We start from the raw sequence: 25,177 nt of genomic DNA on the forward strand, positions 1-25,177 counted from the left end.
GTTCTACTTAATAAGTGGGAGCGCAATACACGTCATAGGTCTGGCGGATCATCAGCGCGGCGCTGAAGCGTTCGCGGACGATGTTCCGGCCTTCGCTGCCGAGGTCGAGCAGGCGCGGCTTGTCGATGCGCGCCAGCACCTCGGCCAGCGCCTGATGGTCGCCGGTGGGAAACACGTAGCCGGACACTTCATGGGTGACCAGTTCGGGCAGCGACGTGCAGTTGCTGGCGATCACCGGCAAACCCATGGCCATGCCTTCCAGCGGGACCATGGCGAAACCTTCCCAGCGACTCGGCACGATCAGCGCGTCGGCCTGCTGATACAGCGCGTGCACCTCGGCGGGGGTGACCCACGGCAGGTACTCGACCGCATCCATCTGCGGGCACTCGACCTTGTCTTCGTTGACCGCACTGCCGACCACCGTCAGTTTCAGATCGCTGCGCTGCACCTTGGCGAAGGCCTTGAGCAACACGTCAAAGCCTTTCTGGTAGTCCAGGCGACCGACGAACAGCAGATGAATCGGCGCCGGACTGTCGACCTTCGGCGCCTCGTCCCGCTGATGGATGCCGTTGTAGATCAGCGTCATGCGCTTGCGCTGAATGCCGAAGCGCGCAGCCTTGTCCATCTCGTAGCGGCTGACGCAGATGATCACGTCGGTGACCCGCTGCAGCACCCGCTCGATCCATGCGTAGAGCTTCTGCTTGGTCGGCGAGCTTTCCATCAGGAACGAAAAGGCGTGCGGGCAGTAGACGATTTTCGGTCGACGCCACGGCTTGAGCAGCACGCAGACCACCCGCCCGATCACCCCGGAAAAGGTGCTGTGCAAATGCACCACATCGGGTTTTTCCTTGAGTATCAGCCGGGTCAATTGCCAGGCAAAGCGCAGCAACGAGGGCACATCGCGCCCGCTGCGCTCGAACGTGCGGATCTGCCGCTCATCGATACCGTGCAGCTCTTTTTTCTGGTCGAGCGGCACCAGATACACCAGCTCGTAGTTCGCGTCCTGACCGTCCGGGGACGCCGAGATGGTGCGGATCACCGTGGCGACCCCGCCTTTTATCGTTTCAGCCACGTGCAGTATTTTTTTCACATGCCACCCACTTTCATGCCTGTTGGAACGCCCCTGAAATTCAGGATTTGTCCGACGCGTATTCGTAGTTGTAATAGCCGTAGCTGCCATTGCCGTAGTAACTGGCGGCGCGCTTCTCGACACCGTTGAACACCGCGCCCTTGAGCTCGATGCCGTTCTGCGCGAAGCGGCGAATGGTGATTTCGATCTCTTTGGCCGGGTTCACCGCAAAACGCGTGACGATCAGGCTGATACCGGCTTCACGCCCGACAATCGCCGCGTCGGTCACCGCCAGCAGCGGCGGCGTATCGATGATCACCACGTCATAGCGCTCACTGAGCTCGGCCAGCAGGTCGCGGAAGTTGGCGTGCATCAACAGCTCGGAAGGATTGGGCGGCACCTGCCCGCGGCTGATGAAGTGCAGGTTGTCGATTTCCACCGTGTTGACCGCCTGCTCGATGCTGCAACGCTTGACCAGCAGGTCCGACAGACCATTGGCGACCGGCACGTTGAGCGTCTTGTGCAGATGGCCCTTGCGCATGTCGGCGTCGATCAGCAACACGCGCTGACCGCTTTGCGCCATGACCGCCGCGAGGTTCGACGAGACGAACGTCTTGCCGACCTGTGGGCTGGGGCCGGAGATCATGATCCGGTTGTTGGTCGAGTCCAGCGCGGCAAAATGCAAGCAAGTGCGCAGGCTACGGATCGACTCGATGGACAGGTCGGTGGGATTACGCAGCGCCAGCAGATAGGCCGGCGTCTCTGCGGTGTTTTTGGTGCGGCCCTTTTTCGTGTCCTCTTCACGCTGCAAGGCGCTGTAGGGAATCGAGGCGTACACCGGCAGCCCGAGCTGTTCGATGGCTTCCGGCCCTTCCAGGCCTTTGCTCAGGGACTTGCGCAGCAGCACCAGCGCCACACCGACGAACGCACCGAGGAAGGTGGCGATCAGCACGATCAGGGCTTTTTTCGGTTTCACCGGGCTGCTCAGGTCAACATCCGCCGGATCGATCAAACGCACGTTGCCCACCGCACCGGCGCGGACGATGTCCAGCTCCTGGGACTTGTTCAGCAACTGGGTGTAGATCTGCGAAGCCACTTCCACGTCGCGGGTCAGGTTGAGCAGCTCTTGCTGGGTCGCCGGCAAATCGCCGACCTTGCCTTCCAGCGTCTTCTGCTGCTGGGTCAATTCACCGATCTGCGACATCAGCGCGCGGTATGCCGGATGCTGCTTGGTGAATTTTCGGTCGAGTTCCGCCTGCTGCATTCTCAGCTCGGAAATCCGCGTTTCCAGCGCCACGGACTGACCCAGCACCGACTGGGTTTCCAGGGAAATGTTCACGGTCTTGCCGTGGGTCTGGTAGGCGTTGAGCGCGTCGCTGGCCTTGGCCAGATCACGCTTGACCTGCGGCAGCTGGCTTTGCAGGAACGCCAGGCTCTGCGCCGCTTCCGCCGAAGTGCGGCGCACGTTCTGTTCGACGTACAACGCAGCGATCTTGTTGAGGATCTTCACCGCCTCTGCGGCGTCGGCGCTGGCCAGTGCCAGACGGATAATCCCCGATTCCTTGCCCTGCTCGGAAATATCCAACGCATCCTGGTAACCCTGAATGGTCACGATGCGTGGGTTGCGCACCACTTCGAAGCGGGTGCCAGGATTGGCTTGCAGGCGCTCGATCTGGCCCTCGACTCCGTCCTGCGCGAAGGCTTCGCCGACGGCGCCCTCGGCCAGCAGATTGTCGTTGTCATCGAACAACTGAAAGTGTTGTTGTTCGCCCGCCACCAGAGTGAGCTTCTTGCCCAGCAATTCCTTGGGCAGATCGAGCCGGGTGAAGTCCAGACGCTCACCGCCCCAGGCGTAGCTGCTGAGACCAAAACGCGGCGGCGCCACGCTGAATTCGCTTTCGCCACGATAACGCCGGGCGAGGAAACCGCCGACCATCGGGAACGTGTTGGGGGTGACGTCGATGTCCAGGCGCAGGTCGTCGACGGTTTTGCCGATCACTGCGCGGGATTTGATGATGCCGATCTCAGTCACCGACGGCGACTGGCCGCCAAGCATGCTGTTGAGGTCGGAAAAGCCGAGCATGTCGTTCTTTTTCGGTTCGACCTGCACCAGCGCGTTCGCCAGATACACCGGGGTCGCCAATACCGCATAGGCTACGCCGGCGGCCATGAAGGCCCCGGTGAATGCACCGATCAGCCATTTCTGGTCGATCAAACTGCCAAATATGCCGAGAAGATCAATACTGTCTTGATCGTTATCACGCTTGGCGATTACTGACGGTAACTGCATAAGTCTTTCTTACCATTCACTGATCGGAAGAATGTTCATCAATGTGCGAGACGCTGCGCCCATGAGCTGACAGCATCTTTAATCAATGCATGGGCGTGAATAAAAGCGGCCTTGCCCTGGCGGTACGGGTCCGCTATTTCGCGTTCGCTTTGCCATTTGCCGAGCAGAAATACTTTACCTCTGGCATGCGAGGCGATTTTCAACACCTGATTCACATGTTGTTTTTCCATGACCAGAATCAGATCCGATTCATTGATGATATCGGCGGTCAATTGCCGGGCGGTGAAGCCCTCGGCGCTGTGCCCGTGGTCTTCGAGGACCTGACGCGCCGAGGCTTCCATGCCTTCACCGACCCGCGCCGCAAGGCCTGCGGAGGTTACCGAGATGGCTGAAGGGGTCAGCGCATGGCGCAGCAGAAGTTCGGCTGTCGGACTTCGGCAGATATTGCCCACGCACACGACAAGGATCTTTCTGAACAAGGTTTACTTTCCTGTGTAATATCAAACTGCCAACATCCAGTGTGATTCTTTATGAACCCACTAGATCATCCTGCACTCAGAAATAGATTCGCCCTGTTAGTACCAGTGTATTAAGTACCACAGCACTAAAAGTCGCCCAAACAGAATTACCGGACCAAAAATAACTGTGATTTTCAGGCTTGGTTTTCCTGACAAAAAATAACATTGATGCACTTAGTGCCCTTGTTAGTTTCGAAACAGTTATCTCGAGATATCTTTCGCCGTTGTCACTTCTCACCCGGAGAAACCGACATGAAATCAGCCCATCTCAAACACCTGAGCGCCATGACCCTGTTACTGCTGGCGGCAACCAGCCAGACCCAGGCCAATGAACTGTTCCCGGCTTTACCTGCCGATAAAACCATCGGGGTGCAGGTCAAGGTGCAGACCTTCTCCGCCGCTGACGCCGAGCGAGTCAAGGCCACCGGCTTCGGCTTCGTACGTTTTGGCGTATGGACCGACAGCCTGCCCAGCGCCGCCTACCAGAAGCAGATCAGCGCCGCTTTCGCCGTGGCCCGCAGCGCCGGGCTGCCGGTTTTGATGACCCTGCGCGCAACCAGACCGTTACCGGCCAATGACCTGCCGAACGCCGGGGTCGCATATGCCAATGCGCTGAACAGCCTGGCAACGACCTATGGCTCGCAACTGGTGGCGATCGAGTTGTGGAATGAGCCGGACCTCGGCACCTACTGGCCCACCGGCAACTTCGACACGACGTTCGTGCCGTTCATGAGCGCGGCGTGCAAAACACTGCAGGACAAACCGCCCAGCGTGCCGGTGATCGGTTTCGGCTTCGCCCGGCCACCTACCGCTGGCTCGGCCTCCACCGTGGCGCTTAATCGCATCGTCAGTGACTACCCGAACTGCCTCAAGGCGATCTCCTACCATCCCTACGGCATGAGCGGTACGCAGATCAGCACTGCCCAGACGTTCATCCAGCAGAATTTCCATCTGCCGGGGGTGATCAGCGAATGGGGCATCTCGGCGCTCGCCTCCAACGGCGGTCTGGAGGGGCAGGCCAGCAAGATCAGTGCGTTTGTCGCCGATATCAAAACCCGCAACGTTGCGCTGACATCGATCTATGAATGGAAAAACAGCGACACCGGCAGCAACGACCGCGAGAAGAACTTCGGCCTGCTGACCTCCGACGGGCAGACGAAACCGGCGGAAACCGCAGTCAAAACCCAACTCAGCCAGCAATAACCTCCTACCCTCTATTCAAGGGGCGCTGGCCGTCAGTTGCTTTGAACCTGCGGCCGATTTTGGCATCGTATTCATCGATACCGCGCCCCTCCCTTCAAACAGCCGCACTCAGGTTGTTGCCCCCGGGGAACCCGTGACGCCTGATGCCCTTGAGTGGCTGTCAGCGCTCGGGTAATGTCGTCAAACCCACAGGACAGAGCACACCCATGACTTCCAAGCTGGAACAACTCAAACAGTTCACCACCGTGGTTGCCGACACCGGCGACTTCGACGCGATCAACCGGGTCAAACCGGTTGATGCCACCACCAATCCTTCCCTGCTGCTCAAAGCGTCGGCGATTGCCGGTTACGCCGACCTGCTGAACCAGTGCGTCAGCGACTGCAAGGGCGATGTCGGCCTGGCCAGCGACCTTTTCGGCGTCGCCGTGGGTAAGGAAATCCTCAAAGTGATCCCGGGCCGCATCTCCACCGAAGTGGATGCACGCCTGTCGTTCGACCAGGATGCCGTGCTAAAGCGCGCGCACCGCCTGATCGAGCTGTACGACAAGGCCGGCATCAGCCGTGACCGCGTGCTGATCAAGATCGCTTCGACCTGGGAAGGCATCCGCGCTGCCGAGATTCTCGAGAAAGAAGGCATCCAGACCAACCTGACCCTGTTGTTCTCCTTCGCCCAGGCTGCCGCTTGCGCTGACGCCGGGGTGTTCCTGATCTCGCCGTTCGTGGGCCGCATCTACGACTGGTACAAAAAGGCCAACGGCAACGACTACACCGGCGCCGATGATCCGGGCGTACAGTCGGTGACCCGCATCTACAACTACTACAAAGCCAATGACTACAAGACCGTGGTCATGGGCGCCAGCTTCCGTAACCTGAACCAGATCGAGCAACTGGCCGGTTGCGACCGTCTGACCATCAGCCCGGACCTGATCGACAAACTGGCAGCCGACACCGGCAAACTGGAGCGCAAACTCGCCCCGGGCCAGGCTGGGGAAGCGCGTCTGAGCCTGAACGAAGCGCAGTTCCGCTGGTTGTCCAACGAAGACGCGATGGCCACCGAGAAACTGGCCGAGGGCATCCGTCAGTTTGCCCGTGACCAGGAAAAACTCGAAGCACTGCTGCAGGCCAAGCTGTGATCTGAATCGCAGGCATGCAAAAAGGGCGAACCCGGTTGGGTTCGCCCTTTTTATTTATGCAGTGCTGGAAAATGCATCGTCCGATGCTGACGCCTTCGCGGGCAAGCCCGCTCCCACAGGGGTTTGTGTGGAACAGAGACCTTCAGGTTCACTCGATCACTGTGGGAGCGGGCTTGCTCGCGAAGGGGCCGGAACAGGCTCCCTCACCCAACTGAGGATCAATGCCGTTCGAGGGCATTCACCAGGTCATGAAAGGCTTCACGATTGGAGTCGTTAAGGCCCATGAGAATCTTGTGCGCTTCCAGCACCTTGATCCGCACTACTTCTTCGGACTGGTCCTGATCCGGCAGGTCGTCCAGGCACTCGGGGCACGGCACCGGGTGATTGACGATGTTGAATACCTGCTCGAAGCCCATCGACTGCAACAGACGGGTGATGTCTTCGTGGGTGGTGACGACGGTCGGCAGCAGGCCGACCTTCTGCCGCGACAGGATCGACAGTTTGGCCAGCAGGCCCAGGGTGGTGCTGTCGATGCTACGGGTTTCGGTCAAATCGATCACGATCGCGTTGAAATTCAACGCGGTGAAGATTTTCTCAATAGTCGCATCCAACGCCGAACACAGGGTCAGGCGAACTTCACCGACGAACTTCAGGACGAAGGTGCCGTCCTGCTCGGCGAACTGGATTCTACCGGTACTCATTGAAGGTTCCTGCTCAACACCAACAGGGCGATATCATCCGGCATCTCCCCTAGCGTGGCCAATCCAAACACTTGCCGCAGGCCATCCAGGCTGCCGCCCGCTGACTTCACCCGCTGGGGCAAAGCAGCTTCTTTTTCTTTGAGCGTCGGTTCTGGCAAAAGGTCCAGAATGCCGTCGGACATCAGCGTCAGGCTGAACGTCGGAGGCAGCTCAAGTACGTGATCTTCGTAGGTTGCCTCGTTGAAAAGCCCCACCGGCAAACCACGGCCTTCGAGGTAACGCACACTGTCAGGCGTGTACAACACAGGCAACGGCAGATGGCCGCCGATGCTATAGGTCAACAAACCGGTCTCCTCGTCGATGACTCCACCGACCATTGTGACGTGTTTGCCCAGCTTACAACTGATCAGCCCCCGGTTGATATGACCAAGGACTTCCGAAGGCTTGAATTCCGGCAAGGTGCCGTTGCGCTTGGATTCGAACAGCAAGCGCGTGGTCATGAACTTCAGCAGCACGGTGACGAACGCCGAAGAAGCGCCATGGCCCGATACATCCGCGAGATAGAACGCCACCCGGCGCTCGTCGACACGGAAATAGTCGACAAAATCACCCGACAGGTACAACGACGGAATGATCTGGTGGGCAAACTGGAACTCGTCCACACGCCACGGGCTTTCCGGCAGCATGTTCATCTGCACCTGGCGACCGGCGTTCTGGTCTTCCTGGAGCAGGTTCAGGCTGGCTTCGAGCTCGCGGTTGGCCTTCTCCAGCTTCTCGCGGTAGCGCTGGTTTTCCAGCAGCAGGCGCGCACGATCCAGTGCACGGCGCACGGAGTGCTCGAGCACGGCGAGGTCTTCGAGAGGCTTGATCAGGTAATCCGCCGCGCCCAGGCGCAGCGCCTCGACCGCGTCGTTCATCACGCCGGCACCCGAAACCACGATCATAGGTGTTTGCGGTGAGCGCTCGGTGACCTGGCGGATAAGTTCGAGACCGCCCATCTGCGGCATGCGCAGATCGCAGATGACCAAGTCGGGCTTGTCTTGCTCGAATACCTGAAGACCTTGCTGACCGTTACTGGCCTGCAGGACGCTGAAACCACTGTCTTCCAAATAGGCCGCGAGGCTCGCGCGCACTACTTCGTCATCATCGATTATCAGCAGCGTGGCACTGGTTTTTGGCATGTGGGCAAACGGCGCCAGAATTAGGTTGGCGTAGCAGGCGGGGCATCGGCCCGGCTCAGACTACTGGATTCGCTTTCTAGCCTCTCTGTTGCACCGCTTTCGAGCATCGGCCCGGAACGCGACTGCACCAGAGGTGCCCTTCTAAGGCGCAGACGGTACTCCCATCCGCGGGGCGTTTCAAGCATGCGCCGATGGTCGCTTGACGACTTTACTTGTCAAATCACCGAGAGTTATAAGAACAGCTCAAACCGTAACCCAATGGAAGGTCAAAGCCATGAGTCAAACCGGTCGGGACTACAGCGAAAAGCGCGATTTCATCCGGATGCGGGTCGATGCCGATGTCGTGTTGATTCATGAAGGAGACCAGGTGTCGGGGGTATGTATCGACCTTTCCAGCAGCGGCATGCAGGTCCAGGCGCCGCAGCCCTTCGCGGTCGGCGACCATTTGAGCGTACGCATCGACTCCGAGCATGCGGCGCTCAGCGGCCTCGAAGCCGAGACTGAAGTGGTCTGGGTCAGATCACAGGATGACGGCAGCCAGAAACTCGGCCTCACCATTCTGAAGATGAAATAGCTACATACAAAAAAGGCGCCCCTGAGGTCGCCTTTCTTTTTACCGGTCGAGATTAAAAATCGTCTTCGACTTGACCATCCTTGACCTTGAACTCGCGGTTCTGCAGATAGGCATTGCGGATGAAGGTGTACTTGTCGCCGCTGATCAGCTTCTCGCTCGACAACAGGCTGGCGCGGGTGTCGACGATGTTCAGGCCGAACACCGAGTTACGCACTGGCACGTCATTGATGTAGCGGTACGGGCCGGTGTAGCTGTCGACGTATTTCGACGGCGCATCACGCAGGGTGCTTGGGCCAAGCAATGGCAGCATCACGTACGGGCCGCTGCTGACGCCCCAATAGGCGAGGGTCTGGCCGAAGTCTTCGTCACTGCGAGTCAGGCCCATTTTGGTGCCGACGTCTAAGAAGCCCAGCAGGCCGAAGGTGGTGTTGAAAATAATGCGCGCGGTGTCGACACCGGCGGCGTGCGGCTTGGCCTGCAGGATGTTGTTCGCCAGGTTGGTCACGTCACCGACGTTGCGGAACATGTTGTGGATGCCGTCTTCGACGAATTGCGGCGTCACGTACTCATAACCCTGGGCCAGCGGCTTGAGCGCGTAGGTGTCGACGAAGTCGTTGAACTGGAAGATCGGGCGGTTGACGCTTTCCCAAGGGTCTTCTTCCGTTGCGGCGTTGGCGGCGAACGGAACCAGCAAGACGCTGGCACATACACATAGCTGAGCGAGAGGGTTGCTCCAGCGCATAGAAAGGCTCCTTGGATGTTTACTGGCGCGGGCACCGTCGGCCCAGGCGTTAAGACCGCTAGTATAAGCGCAAAAGCCATTTTGGGCAGTCCACCCGTGAAGAGTGCTGCACGACGTTTCCTCGGCGCCCTTCACACGCCTGTCATCCAACTGTCACCCGCGTCCCCTAGCCTCAAGCCTATTTCAGGGACGTAGCCATGACCCACGCCGAAGCCTTGCCTGTCGCCGCCCCCGGCCTGACCGCCGTGCTGTTCGGACTCAGTGGTTGCCTGGTGGATTTCGGTGCTCATGCCCATCGCCACGCCAGCGTCCTGCCCGAACACGCCGATGCCACCCCCGGCGCCCTCGACAGTCTGCTCAGTCTGCAGCGCCAGCAGACTCCCTGTGCCTGGGTCGATGAATTACCCCCTGCCCTCGCCCAACCGCTGTCCGCCGCGCTGCCGGGGTGGATCAAGCCGACGCAATATTTCCCGACTATCCATCCATGGCCGGCGCCGAATGCCTGCTGGCAAGCGCTGATGGAACTGGACGTCAGCCGTTTGGACGGTTGCGTATTGGTTAGCGGCGAGCCGCGACTACTGCAATCGGGTCTCAACGCCGGGCTGTGGACCATTGGCCTGGCGTCCTGCGGTTCGCTGTGCGGGATGTCGCCGGCCGAGTGGCAGGCTCTGAGCCAAAAGGAGCGCGAACAGCGCCGCGCCAAGGCCACCCTGCAGTTGTATGCGCTGGGCGTGCACTCGGTGATCGATCATCTGGGCGAACTCGACACCTGCCTCGCCGACATCAACCTGCGCCGCCTCAAAGGCGAAAAGCCCTGACCGGGATCATGCAGGTTGCGGCAGAGTGGATTAATCTAAAGGTCAGTCACCGACCTTTGGCGCGCGGCTGCGGTCAATGCCAGTGCCTATCGATAAAAGGAATCCACCATGCCCGCCCAAGAACTGCAAAAACAACTCGACACCCTGCGCGAGCAACTGGAGCACAATCCGCCGCTGTCCGAAGCCGAGCGTGACGATCTGCATGCACTGATGGCGCAGATTGAAAGCGAAATCCAACTGGAGGCCGCCACGCAGGACGCCAGCATCGCCGACGGGGTGAACCTGGCGGTCGAACGCTTCGAAGTCGAACACCCGGCCATTGCCGGCACCCTGCGCAATATCGTCAATGCGCTGGGCAGCATGGGTATCTGACCCGCCCTCCTCCAAATGCAAAAAGCCCTGCCAGTGATGGCAGGGCTTTTTCATGTCCACGATTTGCAAACGCGATCCCTTGTAGGAGTGAGCCTGCTCGCGATGGCGGTGCTTCAGTCAACATCCATGTTGAATGTCAATCCGCGATCGCGAGCAGGCTCACTCCTACAGTGGGTATTTACTGGCGGACCAGACGCTGGTTCGGCAGTTGCACCGCTTCAGTGCTGCGATACGGGTTGATGTCCAGCCCGCCACGCCGCACATAACGCGCAAACACCGTCAGCTTCTCCGGTTTCAGCAGGCGCTGCAGATCCAGGAAAATCCGCTCCACGCACTGTTCGTGGAAGTCCGAGTGCTGGCGGAAGCTGACGATGTATTCGAGCAGGCTCGCGTGGTCCAGCGCCGCCCCGCGATATTCCACCACCACGCTGCCCCAGTCCGGCTGACTGGTCACCGGGCAGTTGGACTTGAGCAGATGGCTGTGCACGCTCTCTTCGACAATCTTCGAATCATCACAACGCAGCAGTTCCGGGCGCGGATGCTCATAGTTGCTGACACTGATATCCAGATCGTCGATGCATACGCCCGGCAGCGCCACGACGCCTTCGGCTTCAACCTCTTGCAGGCTGCGAACGCGCACGCCCACTGGCTTGCCGGCTGCGGCGGACAGATCCTTGACCAGCGTCGCTTCCAGGCTGGCGATGTCGGCAAACGGCGTCTGATTCAGCGAGTTCAGGTACAGCTTAAACGACTTCGACTCGATGATGTTCGGCGAATCGGCCGGAATGCTGAATTCACCGATCGCCACCACCGGTTTGCCCGACGGCAGCAGCCACGACAGCTCGAAGCAGTTCCAGAAATCCACACCCTTGTACGGCAGGGTATCGGCGGTCAGGCCCAGTTCGGCCCATTTCGCAGTGCGCGGGATCGGGAACAACAGGGACGGCGTGTACGTGGCGATATATTCGCTGGACTTGCCCAGCGGCGAATGTTCGGCTGCGGGATGCATGGCGGAAACCTGACTGAAGAATCAGCGGATTCTATCAGCCTTTGCGCGCGCCTTTGAGTGCTTACTGACTGACCGTCAGTTTGCCGACCATGCCGGCCTGGTAATGCCCGGGAATATTGCAGGCAAATTCCAGACTGGTGGCCTTGCTGAAGGTCCATGTCAGCTCGGCGCTCTTGCCCGGCTCGACCAGCACGCTGTTCGGGTCGTCGTGCTGCATGCCATGGCCCATAGCCGCGTGATCCATTCCCGCCATGTCGTGGGACATTTCCTTCATGCCGGTAGGCGTGAGCATGCCGCTTTGCTGCATCTGCAACATTTCCTGCTGGTGTCTGGCATGCATCGCCGCGTCACCAAGGTTGAATTCATGCAGCAACTGGCCTTTATTCACCAGCACAAAGCGAATGGTCTCACCGGCCTTGACCTGAATCGTCTTAGGATCGAAAGACATGTCGTTCAGCACCACTTCGATGCTGCGGCTGGCCCTGGCCGCCGCTGCCGGCTGACCGAAGTCGTAAGTCGTCGCGGGGCCGGCCCAGACAGGTAAACTCAGCGCCAGCAAGCAGACAGCGACGGCCAGAGGGTTGCGTAAAAACATCGTCATACTCCAACAAAAATAAGGTTCAGCCTGTGGGAAACTCTAGCCCGCCTGCGCTGGCAGCGACCTGACAGGCAGATTACAACTTTGTCAGCTTGACGCCTGTCGCCCGCCCTCACGGTATAAAGCTTGCGTTTCTCAACCCTGGATCATCCCGAGTCGCCCATGAAACTGCTGATCGTCGAAGACCAACCGAAAACCGGCCACTACCTGCGCCAGGGCCTGACCGAGGCCGGGTTCAACACCGAACTGGTGGCCGACGGCGACAGCGGCCAGCAATCGGCGTTGAGTGGTGATTATGCGCTGCTGATCCTCGACGTAATGTTGCCCGGGCGCAGTGGCTGGCAGATCCTGCACGCGGTGCGCAGCGCCGGCCTCGACACCCCGGTACTGTTTCTCACCGCCAAGGACGCTGTGGAGGATCGGGTGCACGGCCTCGAACTCGGCGCCGACGACTATCTGGTGAAACCGTTCGCCTTCTCCGAACTGCTGGCCCGGGTGCGCAGCCTGCTGCGCCGGGGCAGCGCGCTGCCGCAGGAAACCAGTCTGCAACTGGCGGATTTGCGTCTGGACCTGATTCGCCGCCGGGTTGAACGCGGCGGCCAGCGCATCGACCTGACCGCCAAGGAATTCGCCCTGCTGGAAATGCTCCTGCGCCGCCAGGGTGAAGTGCTGCCGAAATCACTGATAGCCTCGCAGGTGTGGGACATGAACTTCGACAGCGACACCAACGTGATCGAAGTGGCGATCCGCCGCTTGCGCCTGAAGATCGACGACGAGTTCCCCAACAAACTGATCCATACCGTGCGCGGCATGGGTTACGTGCTTGAAGAGCGGTCGGTCTGATGCGTCGTCTGTCGCTGAGTTCGCGTCTGGCCTTGTTGTTCGCCGCCTGCACCGCCGTGGTCTCATTGCTTGCCGGGGTGCTGTTCAGCCGCGCCAGCGAAGCGCACTTCATCGAACTCGACCAGCAATTGCTCGACGGCAAGCTGATCGGTTTGCGCCGCGCCTTGCAGGATGTTCAGGCCAGCGAAAGTGCAGCGCGGCTGGCCGATGAGCTGAGCCGGCAGGCCGATCTTTCGCTGCGCATCAGCGGTGCCGACGGTCAGCGCTGGTATGACAGCTCAATCAAAGTGCCAGCGGACTTGCCGCAACAGCCCGGCCTGTCCACCGTCAGTCATGACGGCACCGACTACCGCGTGCTCAACGCCCCGCTCTACCCCGGCAAAACCGACTCGCCGCAACTCACGCTGCTGCTCGACATCACCCACCACCAGCACTTTCTGCAGCGCATGCAGCATCTGATCTGGCTGACCGTCGGCCTCTCGGCGCTGGCCACCGCGCTGTTCGGTGCCTGGGCCGCGCGCAGTGGCTTGCGCCCGTTGCGGCGCATGAGCGCGGTCGCCCGTGGGATTTCCGCTCATTCGCTCAACGCCCGACTGCCGGAAGCGCAAATGCCGCCTGAGCTTGCGGAAATGGCCCACAGCTTCAACGCCATGCTCGGACGCCTCGACGACTCGTTTCAACGGCTGTCGGCGTTCTCGGCCGACATCGCCCATGAACTGCGCACGCCGCTGTCGAACCTGCTGACCCACACCCAGGTCACCCTCACCCGGCCACGTCCGCTTGAAGACTATCGCGAGGCCCTGCACAGCAACCTCGAAGAGCTGCAATGGATGGCGCAACTGGTCAACGACATGCTGTACCTGGCCAAGGCCGACCATGGTTTGTTGATACCCAGACGTGAAGCGTTGGAGCTGGCGGATGAGGCGGACGTGTTGCTGGAGTTTTTCGCACCGCTGGCGGAAGACGCCGGGGTGACCCTGATCCGTGAAGGCCAGGCGCGCATCGAGGGCGACCGCGGCATGCTGCGGCGGGCCTTGTCGAATCTGCTGGATAACGCGTTGCGCTTCACCCCGGCTGAGGGCTGCGTGCGGTTGTCCATCGTCGATCAGCCGCAGGCTGTGCAGGTCTCGGTTGAGAACAGTGGTGAGGGGATTTCAGCCGAGCTGTTGCCGAGGCTGTTCGATCGCTTTTATCGGGCGGATCCGGCGCGGCAGGAAGGTAGCAGTGAGCATGCGGGGTTGGGGTTGGCGATCACGCAATCGATCGTCCGCGCCCATGGTGGGCAGATTCATTGCGAATCGCAGCGGGGCTGGACGCGGTTTGTGATTGAGTTGCCCAAGGGAATTGAAGGCCAGTAGTACCGGCCTCTTCGCGAGCAAGCCCGCTCCCACAGGTATTGAGTTGAGCCAGGTTTGTGTGAACGACACAAAACCCTGTGGGAGCGGGCTTGCCCGCGATGGCGATTTCAGAGCTTACGAATATCTCAGAGCGTGAGCCGGCTCGATCTTCGCCGCCCGCAACGCCGGATACACCGTCGCCAGGAAGCTCAGGATAAAGCCCGCCGAACAGATCAACAGCACATCCCCGCCCTGCAATTCCGAAGGCAGGTTACTGACGAAATACACGTCGGAGCTGAAGATGTGTTGCCCGGTGACCCGCTCGACCCAGCCGACCATTTCGCTGACGTTCAGCGCGGCAATCACGCCGAGGACGCCACCAATAATCGTCCCGACAATCCCGATCACCGTGCCCTGCACCATGAAGATCGCCATGATCTGCCGTGGCGTGGCGCCGATGGTCCGCAGAATCGCGATGTCCGCGCCTTTGTCGTTCACCACCATGATCAGCGTGGCGATGATGTTGAACGCCGCCACCGCGACGATCATCAGCAACAGCAGGCCGATCATGGTTTTTTCCATTTTCATCGCGCTGAACAGGCTGCCCTGGGTGTGGGTCCAATCGTCCGCCTTGAACCCGGCGCCCAAACCGGCGGCGATGTCCGAAGAGACTTTCGGCGCGGCGTACAGGTCCTTCACCGCCAGACGCACGCTTTGCACCTGATTCGGCTGCCAGTGCTGCATGGTGGCGGCGTCGGCGACGTGGATCAGGCCCATGGAACCGTCCAGTTCGGCACCGACCTTGAACACACCGACCACGTTCAGGCGCTGCATGCGCGGGGTGATGCCGCCCGGCGCAGTGCTGACTTCCGGCACGATCAGGGTGATCTTGTCGCCGACGTTGAGGCGGAAGCGGCGCGCGGTGATTTCACCGATCACCACGCCGAACTCGCCCGGTTTCAGGTCATCGAGACGGCCCTGCACGATGTGCTGGGCGACGATCGACACCTTGCCTTCCTGCGCCGGGTCGACGCCGCTGATCTGGATCGGCTGCATCAAGCCCTTGTAGGAGAGCATGCCTTCCATCTCGGTGAACGGCACGGCGGCGGTCACTTCAGGGTTCTTCAGCGCAGCGGCGGCCACCGGTTGCCAGTCATCGATCGGCTTGACGCCAACGATGGTCGCGTGCGGCACCATGCCGAGGATGCGCGAGCTCATCTCGCGCTGGAAGCCGTTCATCACCGACAGCACCACGATCATCGCCAGTACGCCGAGGGCGAGGCCGATCATCGAGGTCATCGAGATAAACGAAACAAAGCGATTGCGGCGCTTGGCGCGGGTATAGCGCGTGCCGATAAAGATCGATAACGGTCTGAACATTCGCTGGGGCACCGTATAAGAATAAAAGACCCGATGCCTTTACAGACACCGGGTTTCGGGCGGTCAGATAGGGGTCAGGCAGCCTTCCTGCAGCTGCAGTACGCGGTCCATCTGGCGGGCCAGGTTCATGTCGTGAGTCACCACCAGAAACGCCGTGCGCATCGAGGTGCTGAGTTCCAGCATCAGATCCTGAATGCCTTCGGCGGTGTGCGAATCGAGGTTGCCGGTCGGCTCGTCGAGCATCACCAGGCCGGGATTGTTCACCAGCGCCCGGGCGATGGCGACGCGCTGACGTTCACCACCGGACAACTCGGCCGGTTTGTGCTCCAGACGATGCCCGAGGCCGACGCGTTCGAGCAACGCCGTAGCACGCTGACGCGCTTCGGGGATCGCAGTCTTGCCGATCAGCAGCGGCATGCAGACGTTTTCCAGCGCGGTGAATTCCGGCAACAAGTGGTGGAACTGGTAAACGAAGCCGAGGGCACGGTTACGCAGCAGGCCACGCTTCTTCTCGCTCAGGGCCGACAGCTCTTCGCCATCAAGCCAGACACTGCCCTCGGTCGGCGTGTCGAGACCGCCCAGCAGGTTGAGCAAGGTACTTTTGCCCGAACCGGATTTGCCGACGATGGCCACGCGCTCGCCCGGGCGCAACTCCAGTTGCAGACCGGCCAGCACTTGCACCGACTCCGGGCCTTCCTCGTAGGATTTGCCCAGGTTGCGGCAGCTCAAGATTGCTTTATCACTCATGCCCGACTCACTCATAACGTAGCGCCTCCGCCGGCTGGGTGCGCGCGGCACGCCAGGCGGGATACAGGGTGGCGAGGAAACTCAGAACCAACGCCGCCGCGCAGACCATGACCACGTCCTGGCTCTGCACCTGCGACGGAAGATAATCAATGAAATACACGTCAGCATTAAGGAATTTGTGGCCGATCAGGCCTTCCAGCGCGGAAATCGCGGCGCTGACATTGAGCGCGGCGAAAATCCCGACCACGGCGCCAATGGCGGTGCCAACCACGCCGATCACCGTGCCTTGCACCATGAACGTACGCATGATCGTCCCCGGCGTGGCGCCGAGGGTGCGCAGAATGGCGATATCGCCCTTCTTGTCGTTGACCACCATCACCAGCGTGGAAATGATGTTGAATGCGGCCACCGCGACGATCAGCAGCAACAGCAGGCCGATCATGGCTTTCTCCATGCGGATCGCCTGATACAGATTGCCGTGGGTGCGGGTCCAGTCGCGAGCGTAGTAATGGTCTTCGCCAAGCTGCTGGGCGATGGTCCAGGCCACGCGCGGCGCCTGGAACAGATCATCGAACTTCATCCGGATGCCCTGCACCTGATCGGGTTTCCAGCGGTGCATCTTCGCCAGATCCTGCAGGTTGGTGACACCCAGATAGCCGTCCAGCTCACCGGCACCGACGTGGAAAATGCCGACCACGGTGAAGCGCTTCATGCGCGGGAACATCCCGGCCGGGGTCACGCTGACTTCCGGCGCGACGAAGGTGACCTTGTCACCGAGGCCCACGCCAAGCTTGGTCGCGGCCTTGTCGCCGATGACGATGCCGAAGCTGCCCGGCGTCAGGTCGTCGAGTTTGCCCTGCTTCATGAAGTTGTCGATGATCGACACATTGCGCTCGAGCGCAGGGTCGATGGCGTTGAGCAACACCTTGGACACCTGACCGTTGTTGGTCAGCAAACCCTGCATCTGGGTGAACGGCGCAACCGCCGTCACCTCCGGGTTGCGTTTGACCTTGGCGGCCAGGCTTTGCCAATCGTTGATCGGTTCGCCGGATTCAATAGTCGCGTGAGGCACCATGCCGAGCACGCGGGTGCGCATCTCATGATCGAAGCCGTTCATCACTGAGAGCACCACGATCATCACGATCACGCCGAGGGCGAGCCCGATCATCGAAGTCAGGGAAATGAATGACACAAAATGATTGCGACGTTTTGCACGGGTATAACGCGTGCCGATAAATACGAAGAGAGGTCTGAACATGTCGGGGCTTGTTCGGAGGGAAAAGGAACGTCCTTGTGGCGGGGGTCGATAACCAGCTTTACACTCAGACCACCGCCGCTACCATGGGTTCGCCATGTCGACATTAGATGAAGAAGATCGCCGCGAATACTACCGTATCGAGGACATGATCGCACTGGAAATTCGGCCCCTGTCCGCTCCCGAAGCCGCAGGCCAGGAAGTGTTGCAGGACGCTTCCCCATTGTTCAATCTGCTCAGCGAATTGCACCTGAGCGAATTCGAGTCGCAGCACCTGCTGCGCCAGATCAGCGAGCGCGACCGCGCCATTGCCGCGTTCCTCAAATCGCAGAACAAGCGCATCGACCTGCTCAGCCAGGTGGTCGCCCTGACCGTGCTCGGCCACATCGGCGAGCCGCAACCGGTGATCATCTCCGAAGGCGGGATCGACTTTCAGCACCCGACCCCGATTGCCAGCGGCGCGCACCTGTCGGTCAAACTGGTGCTGATGCCCCAGGCGCTCGGCCTGCTGCTGCGCGCCCGCGTCACCCATTGCGACCGCAAGGGCGACGGCTACGACGTCGGCACCGAGTTCGAACACTTGACCGACGCCCAGCGCCAGTTGCTCGCCCGTTATATCTTGCAGAAGCAGGCCCAGGAACGACGCCTGGCCCGCGAACAGAACGAATCCGGCATTTAATTCAAGTAAGGAAGCACCGTGACCCTCATCTACGGCCACCGCGGCGCCAAGGGCGAAGCACCGGAAAACACCCTGACCAGCTTTCAGGAATGTCTCAAGCACGGCGTGCGCCGTTGCGAACTGGATCTGCACCTGTCCAAGGACGGCGAGCTGATGGTGATCCACGACCCGACCCTCAAGCGCACCACCGAGCGGCGCGGCAAGGTGGTCGAGCACACCGCTGCCGAACTGGTGACCTACGACGCGCGCAAGGGCGGCCCGGGCTGGATCAAGCCGTGCCCGATTCCGACGCTGGAAGAGTTGTTCGAGAAATGTGATTTCGAGCACTGGCAACTGGAAGTCAAAAGTGCCTCACGCACCCGCGCGGCGACCACCGTGCTGGCGATTCGCGAAATGGCTCAGCGCCATGGTTTGCTGGACAAGATCACCATCACGTCGAGTTCGCGGGAAGTGCTGAAGGCAGCGCTGGATCTGGTGCCGGACGTGTCACGGGGACTGGTAGCCGAATACGCCTGGCTCGACCCGTTGAAGGTGGCGGCCAGCTATGGCTGTGAGATTCTCGCGTTGAACTGGACGCTGTGTACGCCGGAACGCCTGCAGAAGGCGCAGCGTCAGGGGCTGCATGTGTCGGTGTGGACCGTCAACGAGCCTGCGCTGATGCGCAGACTCGCCGACTTCGGCGTTGACAGCCTGATTACAGACTTTCCCGGTTTGGCCACTGCCACCCTTGAGAATTGCTGAAATCGGTCTCCCCGGCCGGCTCAGGCCACCGGCCGGAGCCCGTCAAAAAAGCCGGTTGAGGCCGTCGTACGCCGCTACCCGATAGGCTTCGGCCATGGTCGGGTAGTTGAACGTGGTGTTGACGAAGTACTTCAGGGTGTTCAGTTCACCCGGCTGGTTCATGATCGCCTGACCGATGTGCACGATCTCCGACGCCTGATAACCGAAGCAGTGAACGCCCAGCACTTCCAGGGTTTCACGGTGGAACAGGATCTTCAGCATGCCTTGCGGCTCGCCGGCGATCTGCGCACGCGCCATGCTCTTGAAGAACGCCTTGCCCACTTCGTACGGCACCTTGGCCTGGGTCAGTTCCTGCTCGTTCTTGCCGATCGAGCTGATCTCCGGAATGGTATAGATGCCGGTTGGCACGTCATTGACGAAGCGCCAGCTACCGTTATCGACAATGCTGCCGGCCGCCGAACGACCCTGGTCATGGGCGGCACTGGCCAGGCTCGGCCAGCCGATCACGTCACCGGCGCCGTAGATGTTCGGCACGCAGGTGCGATAGGCCTCGTCGACTTCGATCTGGCCACGGCTGTTGACCTTGACCCCGATGTTTTCCAGACCCAACTGGTCGGTGTTCCCGGTCCGGCCGTTGCACCAGAGCAAGGCGTCGGCCTTGATCTTCTTGCCGGATTTCAGGTGCAGGATCACGCCGTTGTCGACGCCTTCAACGCGATCGTAATCCTCGTTGTGGCGCACGGTGATGTTGTTGTTGCTGAAGTGGTAGCTCAACGCCTGGGAAATTTCCGAGTCGAGGAAACTCAGCAACTGCCCGCGGTTGTCCACCAGCTCGACCAGCACCCCCAGACCGCTGAAGATCGAAGCGTATTCGCAACCGATCACGCCAGCGCCGTAAACGATCAGTTTGCGCGGGGTGTGGCCGAGGCTGAGGATGGTGTCGCTATCGTAGATGCGCGGGTGATTGAAATCGATGTCCGCCGGGCGATACGGGCGCGAACCGGTGGCGATGATGATGTGCTTGGCCACCAGCTTCTCGACCACACCGTTGGCGCAGACCACTTCGATGGTCTGTTCGTCGGCGAAGCTGCCGGTGCCGATGAACACGTCGACGCGGTTACGGGCGTAGTAGCCGGTACGCGAAGCGACTTGTTTGGAAATGACTTTCTCGGCGCTTTTCAACACGTCCGGGAAGGAGAACCAGCGCGGCTCGCCGATCGCCCGGAACATCGGGTTGGTGTTGAACTGCATGATCTGCCGCACCGAGTGACGCAAGGCCTTGGACGGGATGGTACCCAGGTGGGTGCAGTTACCGCCGACCTGGCGACGGCTGTCGACCATCGCCACCTTGCGCCCTGCCTTGGCGGCGTTCATTGCCGCACCTTCTCCCGCCGGGCCGGAACCCAATACCACCACGTCGTAGTTGTAGACAGCCATGCGTACTCCTCAGAACAGGCCGCGATGCCAGCAGCACCGGCGGCTAAATCACGCCGAATCGCGGCGCGAAGGAACAATTGGGGGCCAGTAAAAAACCCGGACACAGTCTATAGAAGCGTCAACGCCGCGCACATTAACCCTTGGTCGCGTCGTAGGCTACTTTTGCCTGCACTACAACGCCAGCTTTCGTACTGTTTTCAGTCAACTTTTGCGCCATGCAGGCGCTCGAAAGCCGAACTGGTGCGGATGACGAAACCTGTATCGGCACGAATCACGAAGAATGCACCAATCTGATGTTTTTCGGCATAGTCCCAGGCCCTTTCAGGACCGAGAATCAGCAACAGCGTCGATAGTCCATCGGCCATCAACGCTGAAGGATGAATCACCGTGACTGACGCCAGGTTGTGTAGGACCGGCGCGCCGCTTCGCGCATCGAAGGTGTGGGAATAGCGCCGACCGTCCTGCAGGAAATAATTGCGATAATCACCCGATGTGGAAACACCGAAACCTTCGACATCAATGACGCGCTCGGCCACCTGCTGATCGTCGCGCGGCTCCTCCAGTGCGATGCGCCAGGCCGAGCCATCGGGCTTCGTGCCCTTGGCCTTGAGTTCGCCCGTGGCTTCGGCGAGGTAATCGTGGATGGCCATGGCTTCAAGCCGCGCGGCGATGGTGTCGACGGCGTAACCGGCAGCGATGCTGTTGAAGTCGACTTCGACCGCCGCGTCTTTGCACAAGCGGTCGCCATCGATATGCAAGTGGCGGTAGCCGACCCGCTGTCGGGCTTCGGCCAGCGCGGCCGGGTTGGGGACTTTCTCTTCCCGGCCCTGTGGGCCGAAGCCCCACAGGTTCATCAGCGGCTCGACGGTCAGGTCGTAGGAGCCTTCGCTTTGCGCTGACAGTTGTTCGCCGACGCGGACCAGTTCAAGCACGGCGGCCGGCATGCTCTGACAGCTGTTCGCGGGCGAGGCATTGAAGCGTTCGATGTCGGAGTCGCTGCGATAAGTCGACATCTGCCGGTCGATGTCGTTGAGGATCTTTTCCACCTCGAACCGGACCTGCGCAGCTTCCGGAAGGCCGGCGTGGCGCACGTACTTGATCGAATAGGTGCTGCCCATGGTCGGGCCGCCGAAGCTTTCCAGGGAGTCGCCGTTTCCGCAGCCGGACAAGGCGCTCACCAGCAGCACAAGGCCAATCAGCCACCTTTTAGACAAATCCCCTACTCCCCACAACGAATCATCCGACACCGCAAAGGCTGAGCATTATGCGCCAGACCTGTAGGAGCTGCGGAACGCTGCGATCTTTTTATGCTGGTCTTTAAACCAGGATCAAAAGATCGCAGCGTTCCGCAGCTCCTACAGGGGTTTTCATTCGTTTGATAGCGCCATGCTGGCCTTGGTAATGGCTATATCGTTTAAGCCGCGCCCAACCAGCAGTTGCCTAACGATCTTTATACACATATGGTTACAAAACTGTTCACGGGTACTGCCTGAGTTGCCGCGTGACGGCGAGGACGTGTCTAGATCAGGGATTTCCAATAAGACAGCCAACAGAGAGTACAAACCAATGTCCTCCACCACGGGCAAAGGCAAAGCGATTTTTCGCGTTGTCAGCGGCAATTTTCTCGAGATGTTCGACTTTATGGTCTATGGCTTCTATGCCACGGCCATCGCCAAAACCTTTTTCCCGGCCGACAGCGCCTTCGCTTCCCTGATGCTTTCCCTGGCGACCTTCGGTGCCGGCTTCCTGATGCGTCCGCTGGGGGCGATTTTCCTCGGTGCCTACATTGACCGACATGGTCGTCGCCAAGGGCTGATCATTACCCTGGCGCTGATGGCCGCCGGTACGATCCTGATCGCCTGCGTGCCCGGCTATGCCACCCTAGGTGTCGCTGCGCCGCTGATCGTGCTGTTCGGCCGTTTGCTGCAAGGCTTCTCGGCCGGCGTTGAACTCGGTGGCGTCTCGGTGTATCTGGCGGAAATCGCCACGCCGGGCCGCAAGGGCTTCTTTGTCAGCTGGCAGTCCGCCAGCCAGCAAGCGGCGGTGGTGTTTGCCGGTTTGCTCGGGGTTGGCCTCAACCATTGGCTGAGCCCGGAGCAAATGGGTGACTGGGGCTGGCGCGTGCCGTTCCTGATCGGTTGCATGATCGTTCCGGCGATTTTCATCATTCGTCGTTCGCTGGAAGAAACCCCGGAATTCCAGGCGCGCAAACATCGCCCTACCCTGCAGGAAATTGTCCGCTCGATCGGTCAGAACTTTGGCATCGTCATCGCCGGCATGGCGCTGGTGGTGATGACTACCGTCTCCTTCTACCTGATCACCGCCTACACCCCGACCTTCGGCAAGGCTGAACTGCATCTGTCGGATTTCGACGCGCTGCTGGTAACGGTGTGCATCGGCTTGTCGAACTTCTTCTGGCTGCCGGTGATGGGCGCGGTTTCCGACAAGATCGGGCGCAAACCCCTACTGCTCGCGGCGACCATTCTGGCAATTCTCACCGCCTACCCGGCGCTGTCGTGGCTGGTGGCGAATCCAAGCTTCAGTCATCTGCTGCTCGTCGAGCTGTGGTTGTCGTTCCTCTACGGCTCGTACAACGGCGCGATGGTCGTAGCACTGACCGAAATCATGCCGGTGGAAGTACGGACGACCGGGTTCTCGCTGGCGTATAGCCTGGCGACGGCAACCTTCGGTGGTTTCACGCCAGCGGCCTGTACTTATCTGATCCATGTGCTGGATAACAAGGCGGCACCGGGGATCTGGCTCAGTGGTGCGGCGGTGCTGGGGTTGATTGCGACGCTGGTGTTGTTCCGTGGCAACAAGCATGAGTTGCGTACGGCGCAAGCCTCGATCGTCGGCGGCGCCCGCTAGGACGCCATCGCTGGCAAGCCAGCTCCCACAAGGGTTTCGGGTGGAACGCAATTGCGCAACCGCCCAAGGACCTGTGGGAGCTGGCTTGCCAGCGATGAGGCCAACACAGGCAATAAAGATTTATCAGCCCCACAAACAAAAACGCCCCGACCAAAGTCGGGGCGTTTTCATTTACAGCAACTGCTTAGCGCGGGAACGCTGGCGGGTTTACACCGGCCATGTCTTCCATCACGCGTACCACCTGGCAGCTGTAGCCGAACTCGTTGTCGTACCAGACGTACAGAACAACGCGGTTGTCCTGAACGATGGTCGCTTCAGCGTCGACCACACCGGCGTGACGCGAACCCACGAAGTCAGTGGACACCACTTCCTGCGAGTTGACGAAGTCGATTTGCTTGTGCAGATCCGAGTGCAGCGCCATGTAGCGCAGGTACTCGTTCATCTCTTCACGGGTGGCGGCTTTCTCAAGGTTCAGGTTGAGAATGGCCATCGACACGTTTGGCGTCGGAACGCGGATCGCGTTACCGGTCAGCTTGCCGGCCAGCTCAGGCAGGGCCTTGGCAGCAGCGGTGGCAGCACCGGTCTCGGTGATCACCATGTTCAGCGCGGCGGAACGGCCACGACGATCGCCCTTGTGGAAGTTGTCGATCAGGTTCTGGTCGTTGGTGTACGAGTGAACGGTTTCGACGTGACCGTTGATGATGCCGAACTTGTCATTCACAGCCTTCAGCACCGGCACGATGGCGTTGGTGGTGCAGGAAGCGGCGGACACGATCTTGTCGTCAGCGGTGATTTCGTTGTGGTTGATACCGTGAACGATGTTCTTCAGCTTGCCTTTGCCAGGCGCGGTCAGAACCACGCGCGACACACCCGGGCATTGCAGGTGCTGGCCCAGGCCATCGGCGTCACGCCATACACCGGTGTTGTCCACCAGCAGCGCGTCTTTGATCCCGTACTGGGTGTAATCCACCTCGGTCGGGTTCTTCGCGTAGATCACCTGGATCAGGTTGCCGTTGGCGGTGATGGTGTTGTTTTCTTCGTCGATGGTAATGGTGCCGTTGAACGAACCATGGACCGAATCGCGACGCAGCAGGCTGGCGCGTTTGGTCAGGTCGTTTTCGGCGCCTTTGCGCACGACGATGGCACGCAGACGCAGACCGTCGCCACCACCGGTTTTCTCGATCAGGATGCGCGCCAGCAGACGGCCGATACGACCGAAGCCGTACAGCACGACGTCAGTGCCTTTGCGGGCCGCAGCGTTTTGCTGGCCAACCACGTCAGCCATTTCTTCACGCACGAACTGCTCGGCGCTGCGGCCGTTGCCTTCATTGCGGAATTTGAACGCCAACTTGCCCAGGTCTACCGAAGCCGCGCCGAGCTTGAGCTCGCTCATGGCTTTGAGCAGTGGGAATGTTTCGTGGACGGAGAGTTCGCTATCGTCGGAAGAACGATGGCGAGCAAAGCGGTGAGCTTTGAGAATCGCGATGACAGACTGGTTGATCAGGCTGCGGCCATAGATCGAGCTCACCACGTTGTTGTTGCGGTAGAGCTGACCGATAAGCGGAATCATCGCTTCTGCGAGTGCTTCACGGTCGATCCATTCACCAAGACACTGGTCGGGCTTCTGAGTCACGGGAACCTTCCACATGTAGGGGCAGAAAAAAGGGGCTACATTATGCCGC

24 protein-coding genes are annotated in these 25,177 nt (G+C 60.3%); 10 read left to right on the forward strand and 14 right to left on the reverse strand.

All coding sequences use genetic code 11. The features are described 5' to 3' along the window. Positions 1–7 precede the first annotated feature (7 nt). Genes ACXR0M_RS24025 through ACXR0M_RS24035 form a run of 3 tightly spaced genes read right to left on the reverse strand, consistent with a single transcriptional unit; the run spans position 8 to position 3,838 of the window. Positions 8–1,090 (reverse strand): glycosyltransferase, encoded by a 1,083-nt coding sequence (locus ACXR0M_RS24025; protein ID WP_458834145.1) that lies wholly within the window; start codon positions 1,088–1,090, stop codon positions 8–10. A gap of 40 nt (positions 1,091–1,130) precedes the next feature. Next, positions 1,131–3,359, reverse strand: a complete 2,229-nt coding sequence (locus tag ACXR0M_RS24030; protein WP_458834146.1) for a polysaccharide biosynthesis tyrosine autokinase — start codon at positions 3,357–3,359, stop codon at positions 1,131–1,133. A 38-nt stretch (positions 3,360–3,397) separates the two neighbouring features. Next, the gene (locus ACXR0M_RS24035) at positions 3,398–3,838 is read right to left on the reverse strand and encodes a low molecular weight protein-tyrosine-phosphatase (protein ID WP_458834147.1); all 441 of its coding nucleotides are present in this window, start codon (positions 3,836–3,838) and stop codon (positions 3,398–3,400) included. Between the two features lie 291 nt (positions 3,839–4,129). Here ACXR0M_RS24035 and ACXR0M_RS24040 point away from each other — a divergent pair, with 291 nt between their 5' ends. Next, positions 4,130–5,080, forward strand: coding sequence for a glycosyl hydrolase family 5 (locus ACXR0M_RS24040; protein WP_458834148.1), 951 nt, complete (start codon positions 4,130–4,132; stop codon positions 5,078–5,080). A gap of 206 nt (positions 5,081–5,286) precedes the next feature. Further along, on the forward strand, positions 5,287–6,213 hold the full coding sequence (tal, locus tag ACXR0M_RS24045; protein ID WP_458834149.1) for a transaldolase: 927 nt from the start codon (positions 5,287–5,289) through the stop codon (positions 6,211–6,213). Positions 6,214–6,431: 218 nt separating this feature from the next. On the opposite strand, the gene rssC is transcribed toward tal, so the two are convergent. Together rssC and rssB are read right to left on the reverse strand one after the other, a co-directional pair. Continuing rightward, a complete protein-coding gene (gene rssC / locus ACXR0M_RS24050) occupies positions 6,432–6,914 on the reverse strand; it encodes an anti-sigma factor antagonist RssC (protein ID WP_003226553.1) in 483 nt (160 codons plus the stop codon). Then, positions 6,911–8,095 carry a two-component system response regulator RssB gene (rssB, locus tag ACXR0M_RS24055; RefSeq protein ID WP_083368392.1) on the reverse strand — a complete coding sequence of 395 codons (1,185 nt, stop codon included), beginning with the start codon at positions 8,093–8,095 and terminating at the stop codon, positions 6,911–6,913. The genes rssC and rssB overlap by 4 nt, the downstream gene beginning before the upstream one ends. A 274-nt stretch (positions 8,096–8,369) precedes the next feature. On the opposite strand from rssB, the gene ACXR0M_RS24060 reads away from it, so the two are divergent. After that, positions 8,370–8,669 (forward strand): PilZ domain-containing protein, encoded by a 300-nt coding sequence (locus ACXR0M_RS24060; RefSeq protein WP_458834150.1) that lies wholly within the window; start codon positions 8,370–8,372, stop codon positions 8,667–8,669. A gap of 52 nt (positions 8,670–8,721) precedes the next feature. On the opposite strand, the gene ACXR0M_RS24065 is transcribed toward ACXR0M_RS24060, so the two are convergent. Then, entirely contained in the window at positions 8,722–9,411 is a 690-nt protein-coding gene (locus tag ACXR0M_RS24065) for an MlaA family lipoprotein (protein ID WP_458834151.1), read from the reverse strand. Between the two features lie 197 nt (positions 9,412–9,608). On the opposite strand from ACXR0M_RS24065, the gene ACXR0M_RS24070 reads away from it, so the two are divergent. Together ACXR0M_RS24070 and ACXR0M_RS24075 are read left to right on the forward strand one after the other, a co-directional pair. Then, on the forward strand, positions 9,609–10,229 hold the full coding sequence (locus tag ACXR0M_RS24070) for an HAD family phosphatase (protein ID WP_458834152.1): 621 nt from the start codon (positions 9,609–9,611) through the stop codon (positions 10,227–10,229). 108 nt (positions 10,230–10,337) lie between these two features. After that, positions 10,338–10,601, forward strand: a complete 264-nt coding sequence (locus ACXR0M_RS24075) for a DUF4404 family protein (protein ID WP_458834153.1) — start codon at positions 10,338–10,340, stop codon at positions 10,599–10,601. A gap of 178 nt (positions 10,602–10,779) precedes the next feature. On the opposite strand, the gene queF is transcribed toward ACXR0M_RS24075, so the two are convergent. Next, complete coding sequence (gene queF, locus ACXR0M_RS24080) at positions 10,780–11,610, reverse strand: NADPH-dependent 7-cyano-7-deazaguanine reductase QueF (RefSeq protein WP_458834154.1); 831 nt, start codon at positions 11,608–11,610, stop codon at positions 10,780–10,782. 61 nt (positions 11,611–11,671) lie between these two features. Beyond that, a complete protein-coding gene (gene copI / locus ACXR0M_RS24085; protein ID WP_458834155.1) occupies positions 11,672–12,205 on the reverse strand; it encodes a copper-resistant cuproprotein CopI in 534 nt (177 codons plus the stop codon). Positions 12,206–12,370: 165 nt separating this feature from the next. Between copI and ACXR0M_RS24090 the strand changes: the two genes are divergently transcribed. Together ACXR0M_RS24090 and ACXR0M_RS24095 are read left to right on the forward strand one after the other, a co-directional pair. Continuing rightward, positions 12,371–13,051 (forward strand): heavy metal response regulator transcription factor, encoded by a 681-nt coding sequence (locus tag ACXR0M_RS24090; protein WP_458834156.1) that lies wholly within the window; start codon positions 12,371–12,373, stop codon positions 13,049–13,051. Further along, complete coding sequence (locus ACXR0M_RS24095) at positions 13,051–14,409, forward strand: heavy metal sensor histidine kinase (protein ID WP_458834157.1); 1,359 nt, start codon at positions 13,051–13,053, stop codon at positions 14,407–14,409. The genes ACXR0M_RS24090 and ACXR0M_RS24095 overlap by 1 nt, the downstream gene beginning before the upstream one ends. Positions 14,410–14,523: 114 nt before the next feature. On the opposite strand, the gene ACXR0M_RS24100 is transcribed toward ACXR0M_RS24095, so the two are convergent. From ACXR0M_RS24100 to ACXR0M_RS24110, 3 genes are all read right to left on the reverse strand, one after another. After that, positions 14,524–15,768 carry a lipoprotein-releasing ABC transporter permease subunit gene (locus tag ACXR0M_RS24100; RefSeq protein WP_458834158.1) on the reverse strand — a complete coding sequence of 415 codons (1,245 nt, stop codon included), beginning with the start codon at positions 15,766–15,768 and terminating at the stop codon, positions 14,524–14,526. A 63-nt stretch (positions 15,769–15,831) separates the two neighbouring features. Beyond that, positions 15,832–16,515, reverse strand: a complete 684-nt coding sequence (lolD, locus tag ACXR0M_RS24105; protein ID WP_458834159.1) for a lipoprotein-releasing ABC transporter ATP-binding protein LolD — start codon at positions 16,513–16,515, stop codon at positions 15,832–15,834. Positions 16,516–16,522: 7 nt separating this feature from the next. Next, positions 16,523–17,773 (reverse strand): lipoprotein-releasing ABC transporter permease subunit, encoded by a 1,251-nt coding sequence (locus ACXR0M_RS24110; protein WP_458834160.1) that lies wholly within the window; start codon positions 17,771–17,773, stop codon positions 16,523–16,525. A gap of 94 nt (positions 17,774–17,867) precedes the next feature. Between ACXR0M_RS24110 and ACXR0M_RS24115 the strand changes: the two genes are divergently transcribed. Together ACXR0M_RS24115 and ACXR0M_RS24120 are read left to right on the forward strand one after the other, a co-directional pair. After that, positions 17,868–18,449, forward strand: coding sequence for a PilZ domain-containing protein (locus ACXR0M_RS24115; RefSeq protein ID WP_458834161.1), 582 nt, complete (start codon positions 17,868–17,870; stop codon positions 18,447–18,449). A gap of 18 nt (positions 18,450–18,467) precedes the next feature. Further along, entirely contained in the window at positions 18,468–19,190 is a 723-nt protein-coding gene (locus tag ACXR0M_RS24120; protein ID WP_458834162.1) for a glycerophosphodiester phosphodiesterase, read from the forward strand. A 42-nt stretch (positions 19,191–19,232) separates the two neighbouring features. Here ACXR0M_RS24120 and sthA read toward each other — a convergent pair whose 3' ends face one another. Together sthA and ACXR0M_RS24130 are read right to left on the reverse strand one after the other, a co-directional pair. Then, positions 19,233–20,627 carry a Si-specific NAD(P)(+) transhydrogenase gene (gene sthA, locus ACXR0M_RS24125; protein ID WP_041068973.1) on the reverse strand — a complete coding sequence of 465 codons (1,395 nt, stop codon included), beginning with the start codon at positions 20,625–20,627 and terminating at the stop codon, positions 19,233–19,235. Positions 20,628–20,824: 197 nt separating this feature from the next. Continuing rightward, positions 20,825–21,841: an FAD:protein FMN transferase gene (locus tag ACXR0M_RS24130; protein ID WP_458834163.1), complete on the reverse strand. Its 1,017-nt coding sequence runs from the start codon at positions 21,839–21,841 to the stop codon at positions 20,825–20,827. Between the two features lie 352 nt (positions 21,842–22,193). On the opposite strand from ACXR0M_RS24130, the gene tcuC reads away from it, so the two are divergent. Next, positions 22,194–23,495, forward strand: a complete 1,302-nt coding sequence (gene tcuC / locus ACXR0M_RS24135; RefSeq protein WP_458834164.1) for a tricarballylate/proton symporter TcuC — start codon at positions 22,194–22,196, stop codon at positions 23,493–23,495. A gap of 184 nt (positions 23,496–23,679) precedes the next feature. Here the strand turns inward: tcuC and ACXR0M_RS24140 are convergent, their stop codons facing one another. Further along, positions 23,680–25,143: a glyceraldehyde-3-phosphate dehydrogenase gene (locus tag ACXR0M_RS24140; protein WP_458834165.1), complete on the reverse strand. Its 1,464-nt coding sequence runs from the start codon at positions 25,141–25,143 to the stop codon at positions 23,680–23,682. Positions 25,144–25,177: the final 34 nt, after the last annotated feature.

Source organism: Pseudomonas sp. Eth.TT006 (assembly GCF_054456575.1).

What these genes read in the sequence shown, in the direction of transcription:
- ACXR0M_RS24030 (WP_458834146.1), bottom strand. Translation starts at nt 3,359, where the DNA reads ATGCAGTTACCGTCAGTAATCGCCAAGCGTGATAACGATCAAGACAGT.
- ACXR0M_RS24040 (WP_458834148.1), top strand. Translation starts at nt 4,130, where the DNA reads ATGAAATCAGCCCATCTCAAACACCTGAGCGCCATGACCCTGTTACTG.
- tal (WP_458834149.1), top strand. Translation starts at nt 5,287, where the DNA reads ATGACTTCCAAGCTGGAACAACTCAAACAGTTCACCACCGTGGTTGCC.
- rssC (WP_003226553.1), bottom strand. Translation starts at nt 6,914, where the DNA reads ATGAGTACCGGTAGAATCCAGTTCGCCGAGCAGGACGGCACCTTCGTC.
- rssB (WP_083368392.1), bottom strand. Translation starts at nt 8,095, where the DNA reads ATGCCAAAAACCAGTGCCACGCTGCTGATAATCGATGATGACGAAGTA.
- ACXR0M_RS24060 (WP_458834150.1), top strand. Translation starts at nt 8,370, where the DNA reads ATGAGTCAAACCGGTCGGGACTACAGCGAAAAGCGCGATTTCATCCGG.
- ACXR0M_RS24065 (WP_458834151.1), bottom strand. Translation starts at nt 9,411, where the DNA reads ATGCGCTGGAGCAACCCTCTCGCTCAGCTATGTGTATGTGCCAGCGTC.
- ACXR0M_RS24070 (WP_458834152.1), top strand. Translation starts at nt 9,609, where the DNA reads ATGACCCACGCCGAAGCCTTGCCTGTCGCCGCCCCCGGCCTGACCGCC.
- ACXR0M_RS24075 (WP_458834153.1), top strand. Translation starts at nt 10,338, where the DNA reads ATGCCCGCCCAAGAACTGCAAAAACAACTCGACACCCTGCGCGAGCAA.
- queF (WP_458834154.1), bottom strand. Translation starts at nt 11,610, where the DNA reads ATGCATCCCGCAGCCGAACATTCGCCGCTGGGCAAGTCCAGCGAATAT.
- copI (WP_458834155.1), bottom strand. Translation starts at nt 12,205, where the DNA reads ATGTTTTTACGCAACCCTCTGGCCGTCGCTGTCTGCTTGCTGGCGCTG.
- ACXR0M_RS24090 (WP_458834156.1), top strand. Translation starts at nt 12,371, where the DNA reads ATGAAACTGCTGATCGTCGAAGACCAACCGAAAACCGGCCACTACCTG.
- ACXR0M_RS24095 (WP_458834157.1), top strand. Translation starts at nt 13,051, where the DNA reads ATGCGTCGTCTGTCGCTGAGTTCGCGTCTGGCCTTGTTGTTCGCCGCC.
- ACXR0M_RS24100 (WP_458834158.1), bottom strand. Translation starts at nt 15,768, where the DNA reads ATGTTCAGACCGTTATCGATCTTTATCGGCACGCGCTATACCCGCGCC.
- lolD (WP_458834159.1), bottom strand. Translation starts at nt 16,515, where the DNA reads ATGAGTGATAAAGCAATCTTGAGCTGCCGCAACCTGGGCAAATCCTAC.
- ACXR0M_RS24110 (WP_458834160.1), bottom strand. Translation starts at nt 17,773, where the DNA reads ATGTTCAGACCTCTCTTCGTATTTATCGGCACGCGTTATACCCGTGCA.
- ACXR0M_RS24115 (WP_458834161.1), top strand. Translation starts at nt 17,868, where the DNA reads ATGTCGACATTAGATGAAGAAGATCGCCGCGAATACTACCGTATCGAG.
- sthA (WP_041068973.1), bottom strand. Translation starts at nt 20,627, where the DNA reads ATGGCTGTCTACAACTACGACGTGGTGGTATTGGGTTCCGGCCCGGCG.
- tcuC (WP_458834164.1), top strand. Translation starts at nt 22,194, where the DNA reads ATGTCCTCCACCACGGGCAAAGGCAAAGCGATTTTTCGCGTTGTCAGC.
- ACXR0M_RS24140 (WP_458834165.1), bottom strand. Translation starts at nt 25,143, where the DNA reads ATGTGGAAGGTTCCCGTGACTCAGAAGCCCGACCAGTGTCTTGGTGAA.